The sequence below is a fragment of the Nostoc sp. genome, from assembly GCF_035638895.1.
Classification (GTDB): domain Bacteria; phylum Cyanobacteriota; class Cyanobacteriia; order Cyanobacteriales; family Nostocaceae; genus Nostoc.
In genome coordinates this window covers 1-6,244 of record NZ_DASQZC010000558.1, presented here as the reverse complement: position 1 = coordinate 6,244, position 6,244 = coordinate 1, and the positions used below count along the sequence as shown (strand labels likewise).

Below are 6,244 nucleotides of genomic sequence, written 5' to 3'. Positions count from 1 at the left end.
GTCAACTAAGACAGCAGCAAATAGGATATCATTCAAGCGATCGCACACCCGAATTATCCCACCACCATCAAAGCAAACGCTAAATTTTGCCGACAGTCCCGAAAGCACCGGATGTCGAGCAATATAATCATCCCAATCTTGGACAAAAGGGCGAGTGTCGATTAATTCTAGCGGGTCGATACCAGCAGTAGGGCTGGTCATAACATTACGGATGTGGTCTACAACAGGATTGCGAGAACCCAATCCTATATCCTGTAGATGTTTCAGAACCTCAGCATTTATCCCCGTGCGAATTTCGCGGACTTGTAGATTAGCTCGATTAGTCACATCTACATAGCCGCCACCGTGCTGTTCTGCTATATCTGCGATCGCACGGCATTGCTGACTACTAATAATTCCACCTGGTATTCTAATGCGAGATAATATACCATCGGCGGCGGGTGTAGCATAAAACAAGCCAGGACAAGTGGCAAATTCAGAAAGCAAACTTGTAACTCCTTCCCCGTGCAACGCAGGGAGTAGATGGTGAGTGTGTCTTGAGGACATCTTGAGAGTTGGCATTCTGACTTGGGTGATCCCATCACAGCTGCGGCACAGTCCCGGAATTTCACCGGAGTTTCCCAACTCCAAGCTTTAGTAATTTAGCACGAGAACGTAGTCAAAATATTTAATGCTTCATATTTTGAATTAACTTATCCGCGCCTCAAGACGTGAGTTCAACAACTTACTTATGTAATAACCGCCCAATTAGTTTAATAAAAAGAATTCTCCCTGGTTTTTACTACACAAAACTGTCTTTTTTTGAGTCAGAGAGGAACATATTTGAACGAAAAACATAATTTTGAGCCACTTTCCAATAGCGCGAGAACCGCTTGAGGTCAATATAGCCATCATAGTCAAAAAATGCTTCTACTTCTAGCACTTCCACTGCTATAGAAGCCTCCATTTTATTGCAGATATCATCAAATCGGGGACTGGGACTGTTAGCTGTGATAACTAAATTTGCATCATGTTCTTGAGCAAAAGTTAAAATTTCTTGTCCCACATCGCCACGACGGATAACAACGGGTAACTCCAGCAAACATTCGTAGATAAAAGCGATGCGTTTGAGACTTAGTTGCCATTCCTCTATCAAAGCCTCATCCCAAACCCAGATAGCTGGCGCATCGGGATATTTTTGTAGTACAGGGTTGTACGGACTGAGGCAATCTCCATGTATCCAAACAATTGGTTTATTCATCTTTTTTGGTCTTTTACCTTACTTTTTACCTTTCTTTCCACGCTGCCAACTTTGGCTATTGCCTTGTTTGCTAAATTCCCCTTTCGGAAAAAGTCGCTGTTCTAATTCTTCATAGCTGCCTTCAAAATCACAATGACCGTAAAGCGGACATTTCTGGCAGTAAATGCCTTTGGTGTAGCGTTCTAAGTTCTCACGATTGAAAAAATACGGTTTCTGACTAAAGGTGCTAGCAACCCATTGCCATGACATATTATTACTAGCAGGATCTCCATCTAAAAGGTGTTCGAGAAACCATTTTGCTCCTGCTTGCCAACGAATACGCAGCCAATGGACAATGTAAGCCGCTAGCCACATTCGGGCGTGGTTATGTAGATAGCCAGTTTCTTTCAAATCACGGCTAAAACTGTCGATGCAAACTCTACCTGTGCTTCCTTGTATGATATCTTGCGGCAATTCGGGTGCATATTCGCCCACAGTGTAACCAGTTTTGTATTCTTCCTGGTCTTTCCAGATTCCATCTCCTAAGTTGACATATAACCGTTGCCAGTAGTCGCGCCAGCCTAACTCGTTAATTAGTTTTGTAGCATCATTTTGTTGCTGTACCCGTTCAAGGACATAATCTCGAATTTCTCGCAAACTCAAAACGCCATAACGAATGTAAGGCGAAAGTCGCGTGACTGCACCTGTGAAAAAATTGCGTGTTTGCGCGTAGCTTACTGGGTCTATTTGTTGCAGTGTTTTTTGTGCAGCTTTGCGTCCCCCTACGGTTTCGCTGATGTGGTCATCGCGTTGTGCTGCATCTGGGAATTGTTCGCGGAGGTAGGCTACCAACTCATCGCGGTTGGTAAATTCGCGTTGCATATCTTTAGGCATGTGAACTTTGAAGGGTGAGAATAAATAAAAAGACTTGTAGGTTAAGTCATTATTATGGCGGATAAATATAAGCGATCGCTCTCAACCTTATGAGAGAACTTTTTTATAAGCAAATATAAATGGGTGCGTAGGCATAGTCCGCCACAGGCATCACTTTGATACCGATTTCTCCAGCTTAACAGTAAGTAAAGCTAAGATATGAGATAAATCTGTCACTTTTCGAGACGATGAGCCTGTGCATCAATCCTAACTGCCAAAATACTGACAACCCTGATAATCTACTGCGCTGTCAAAGCTGTGGTTCTGAATTACTACTAGAAGGATGTTATCGAATAACACGACCTATAGGCAAAGGTGGCTTTGCTAGAACATTTGAGGTAAGCGACAGTGGCAAGCTAAAAATTTTGAAGGTTCTTATACTAAATCAAGCTAAAGCAGTATTACTTTTTCAGCAAGAAGCTGAAGTTTTAAAGCGACTAAATCATCCAGGAATTCCTAATGGTGAGGAATATTTTAAGTTTTTTCCTCAAAATAGCCAAGAGCCAGTCCACTGTTTGGTAATGGAGAAAATTGATGGAGAAAATTTATACGAATGGTTAGAAAAACGTGGTAATCGTCCCATCAGTGAAAAGCAAGCAGTCCTTTGGTTAACACAGTTGGCGAATATTTTGCATGAAGTACATCAGCAGCAGTTTTTCCATCGGGATATAAAGCCTTCAAACATTATGCTAACTGCTGATGGACAGTTGGTATTAATCGACTTTGGTATAGCGCGGGAAATTACCGGAACCTATGAGAAAAAACAAGCAGCAGGTCAAATTACAAAATTTGTTTCTGATGGCTATGCTCCATTAGAGCAAATCAATGGTCATGCTGTTCCGCAATCAGATTTCTTTGCTTTGGGTCGTACTTTTGTCCATTTGCTGACAGGAAAATATCCTCTTGATCTGATGGATGACCCCTATGGCGATCCATATACTGCTGATCTAAACTGGCGTATTGAGGCTAATCAGATATCTCCTTTATTGGCAGATTTTATTGATCATCTGATGATGCGATCCGTAAAGGATCGTCCAGCCAATACCCAGGTAATTTTGGAAAGATTGCTAGAAATTAATGAGACTTTATATCCCACGAAATTAACGAAATCAGAGTCAGTCAAACCATTACCAACAGTCAATGGGCAAATATTTTTTTTAGAACGCACTCTTGGTAGTTGGTACTCTGGACATTCTGACGTTGTTCGGACTTTAGCAATTAGTCCAGATGGGCAGACTTTGGTTAGTGGAGGTGATAACGAGACAATTAAAATATGGAATCTGTATAATGCTGAGGAAATTAAAACAATTACACCGCATTCAACACAAGTATTTGCTTTAGCAATTAGCCCAGATGGGCAAACTCTAGTTAGTGATAGTGATGATAGTGAAGACCCAGAAATTATATTGTTTAGCATGACAACGGGTCAACCAATTCGCACAATAACTGGGCATTCAGAATATGTCAATTCTTTAGCAATTAGCCCAGATGGACAAAAGTTGGTTAGTGGCAGTCATGATAAAACAGTAAAAGTTTGGAATTTGCATAATGGAAAAGAAATTAGTACTTTAGCTACATATTCAGATCGTGTAACTTGTGTGGCAATCAGCCCTGATGGTCGTACTGTGGCTAGTGGTAGTGCAGACAAAACAATACAGATATGGCCAAAACGCATTTTAACCGGACATTCAGCGTGTGTTAATTGTATTGCCATTAGCCCAGATTCTCAAATATTAGTTAGTGGTAGCAATGACAAAACAATAAACCTATGGAACCTTAACACTGGGGAGAAAATTTGTACTCTTCTAGGACATACAGGACTAGTTTTGAGCGTAGCATTCAGTCCCAACGGTAAGAATTTAGTGAGTGGCGGTGATGACGGAAAAATTAAACTTTGGGATCTCAGTACCAAAGAAGATATTTGCACTCGTAATGGGCATTCTGGTAGCGTGAATGCACTTGTATTTAGCCTTGATGGACAAATTTTTATTAGCGGTGGTGGGGACAATATGATCAAGATTTGGCGAATATATTAGCTTGAGACTAGAGTAACAGACCTACTTCTGTGAATTGAAAAGCTGCTAATTAATTTTAGACACTGAGCAATGAGATGCGATCGCTCAATATATGTACAATTCTAAAGCGATCGCAATCTCTCACACACCCATCATGAGCAACATTCCCCAAGTCGGACAACCAGCACCAGATTTCTCCACCCCTGACCAAAATGGCAATTCAGTTACTCTCGACGACCTCAGCAGTCAGTGGGTTGTCCTCTACTTCTACCCAAAAGATGATACACCAGGTTGTACCACCGAAGCGAAAGATTTCACCGAGTTGTATCAAGACTTCAGCGCACTGGGAGCGAAAATCTTAGGCGTGAGTCCAGATTTGGGTAAATCCCATTGTAAATTTATCAGCAAACATAACTTGTCAATCACCCTCTTGAGTGACCCAGAACATATTTTGACAGAAGCCTACGGCGCTTGGCGCTTAAAAAAATTTATGGGCAAAGAATATATGGGTGTTGCTCGCTCAACTTTTTTAATTTCACCTGATAAAATAATTGTCTATGCTTGGCCGAATGTGAAAACCAAAGGTCATGCTCTGGCAGTTTTAACTAAATTACGGGAATTAGCAGCCACATAACGCGACTGAATGCAGGTATAGTTACAGCAATGCTCCGTGAATCATATTACAATCTCATGTCCAAGAAGCAGTACCGAAATCGTACCAGTTTCAAGGCAACAATCTCAGCATTACTTACGATACGACAAGCTTTACTGGCGAACCCCGTTTCAACTATCGAGACCGGAAACATACATTAAACTTTGCGCGAGATGAGATCCGTACTGTAGATACGGAAATTGGTACACTAGTGACTGTGACTATTAAAAAGACACTAGATACTGGCAACACCACATTTACCTTGCTCATATTTCCAATGCTTCAAGCAATGACATTAGCAATTTTTTGAGCAACATCAGAATTGTCCCAATAACCAGTATGGGAATCGAAAATCAGAAATCCTGTCTCAACCGGGATGTCCACTAATATTTGATTGTTGTTTTCTGGATTTCGTTTAAACAGTTCTGCTAAAGGATAAGCAATTGCATCTTCACTATCCCAGAAGTTATACCAAGACCGACCTTGATCTCGGACTGGATTGTAGAGTTTAGTAAATGGCTCTCCTTCCATCCATAGCGATCCTTTACACATCATAAACAAGCCGATAGGAGACCCCATTGTGAAGAAGTGGCGGAATTGTTTTCTCAAAAGCTTGATTTCTTCAGGCTTTATCGTTATCACCTCTAAGTTGCTGTCTTCAGGTCTAGCAACGGGGTCAGGCTTTGGAATAAATGAAAAATCATCCTCATCTTTAGGATAAAACAAGTGGAATAGATAATCGAAAGCAATCACCGAGCCGAGAGAATGGGCAATAATACTGTAGGTTGCGCCCTGCTCTAATGGTTCCTTGAGGTCTTTCCAGATTTGTGTCCAAACGGTGCGACGAATAAAATTTACGTCTTCAGACACGTAGGCAACTACATCTCCCATCAAGAAGCTGATGAAGCCACGGATGCCGCGCATAGGGTTAAAGGGTTGGTTTTGTAGCTGAGGAAATGATGCATTAAAGATAGTATGGGCTGCCTTCTGAAGCGGATCTACGTGCCAGTTTGTACAGATTCGACCAAACTGGTCTTCAAACTCCCCAATCCTTTTTCCCGATTTTTTGATCAACCCCTCCCACAGGTCATCGTAGCTGGAATTGGGATTTTCATCGGGCTGACGCTCACCCATACCATGTATAAAAATCAAATAGTGCTTTCTCATAACTACTCTTCAGAAATACCATTCAACAATTGGAATTAGAGGCCGTTGTGTAACATTCAATCATCCAGCGTCCTGCTAAGGTCTTTTTCCCTAATTAATGTTTACAATTGCCTGTAATAAGTAGCTAGGTGCAATTAAATATAAAACGTTCCACTGTGTATCCACCAGTTTGACTACGGGCTGTCATGCCCTCTATCACTGAGATTGCTCCCGTCATACTCATTGTCAAACATTTGACCTGCAATTTCATGAGTTTTT

The 6,244-nt window shown here is 41.4% G+C and carries 5 protein-coding genes, 1 pseudogene and 1 riboswitch; of the genes and pseudogenes, 2 read left to right on the top strand and 4 right to left on the bottom strand.

What is annotated here, in order from left to right; genetic code table 11:
* From VE944_RS27450 to VE944_RS27440, 3 genes and pseudogenes are all read right to left on the bottom strand, one after another.
* Window positions 1–561: pseudogene (locus VE944_RS27450) on the bottom strand (precorrin-3B synthase); the annotation flags it as partial.
* Window positions 548–640, bottom strand: a riboswitch (adenosylcobalamin-variant (AdoCbl-variant) riboswitch). Its footprint overlaps the pseudogene before it by 14 nt.
* A gap of 141 nt (window positions 641–781) precedes the next feature.
* Window positions 782–1,240 carry a hypothetical protein gene (locus VE944_RS27445; RefSeq protein WP_324984748.1) on the bottom strand — a complete coding sequence of 153 codons (459 nt, stop codon included), beginning with the start codon at window positions 1,238–1,240 and terminating at the stop codon, window positions 782–784.
* 18 nt (window positions 1,241–1,258) lie between these two features.
* Window positions 1,259–2,113 (bottom strand): FAD-binding domain-containing protein, encoded by an 855-nt coding sequence (locus VE944_RS27440; RefSeq protein ID WP_324984744.1) that lies wholly within the window; start codon window positions 2,111–2,113, stop codon window positions 1,259–1,261.
* A 227-nt stretch (window positions 2,114–2,340) separates the two neighbouring features.
* On the opposite strand from VE944_RS27440, the gene VE944_RS27435 reads away from it, so the two are divergent.
* Window positions 2,341–4,188, top strand: a complete 1,848-nt coding sequence (locus tag VE944_RS27435; RefSeq protein ID WP_324984741.1) for a serine/threonine-protein kinase — start codon at window positions 2,341–2,343, stop codon at window positions 4,186–4,188.
* 133 nt (window positions 4,189–4,321) lie between these two features.
* On the top strand, window positions 4,322–4,801 hold the full coding sequence (gene bcp, locus VE944_RS27430; RefSeq protein WP_324984750.1) for a thioredoxin-dependent thiol peroxidase: 480 nt from the start codon (window positions 4,322–4,324) through the stop codon (window positions 4,799–4,801).
* Between the two features lie 300 nt (window positions 4,802–5,101).
* Here the strand turns inward: bcp and VE944_RS27425 are convergent, their stop codons facing one another.
* A complete protein-coding gene (locus tag VE944_RS27425; protein ID WP_324984738.1) occupies window positions 5,102–5,986 on the bottom strand; it encodes an alpha/beta hydrolase family protein in 885 nt (294 codons plus the stop codon).
* Window positions 5,987–6,244: the final 258 nt, after the last annotated feature.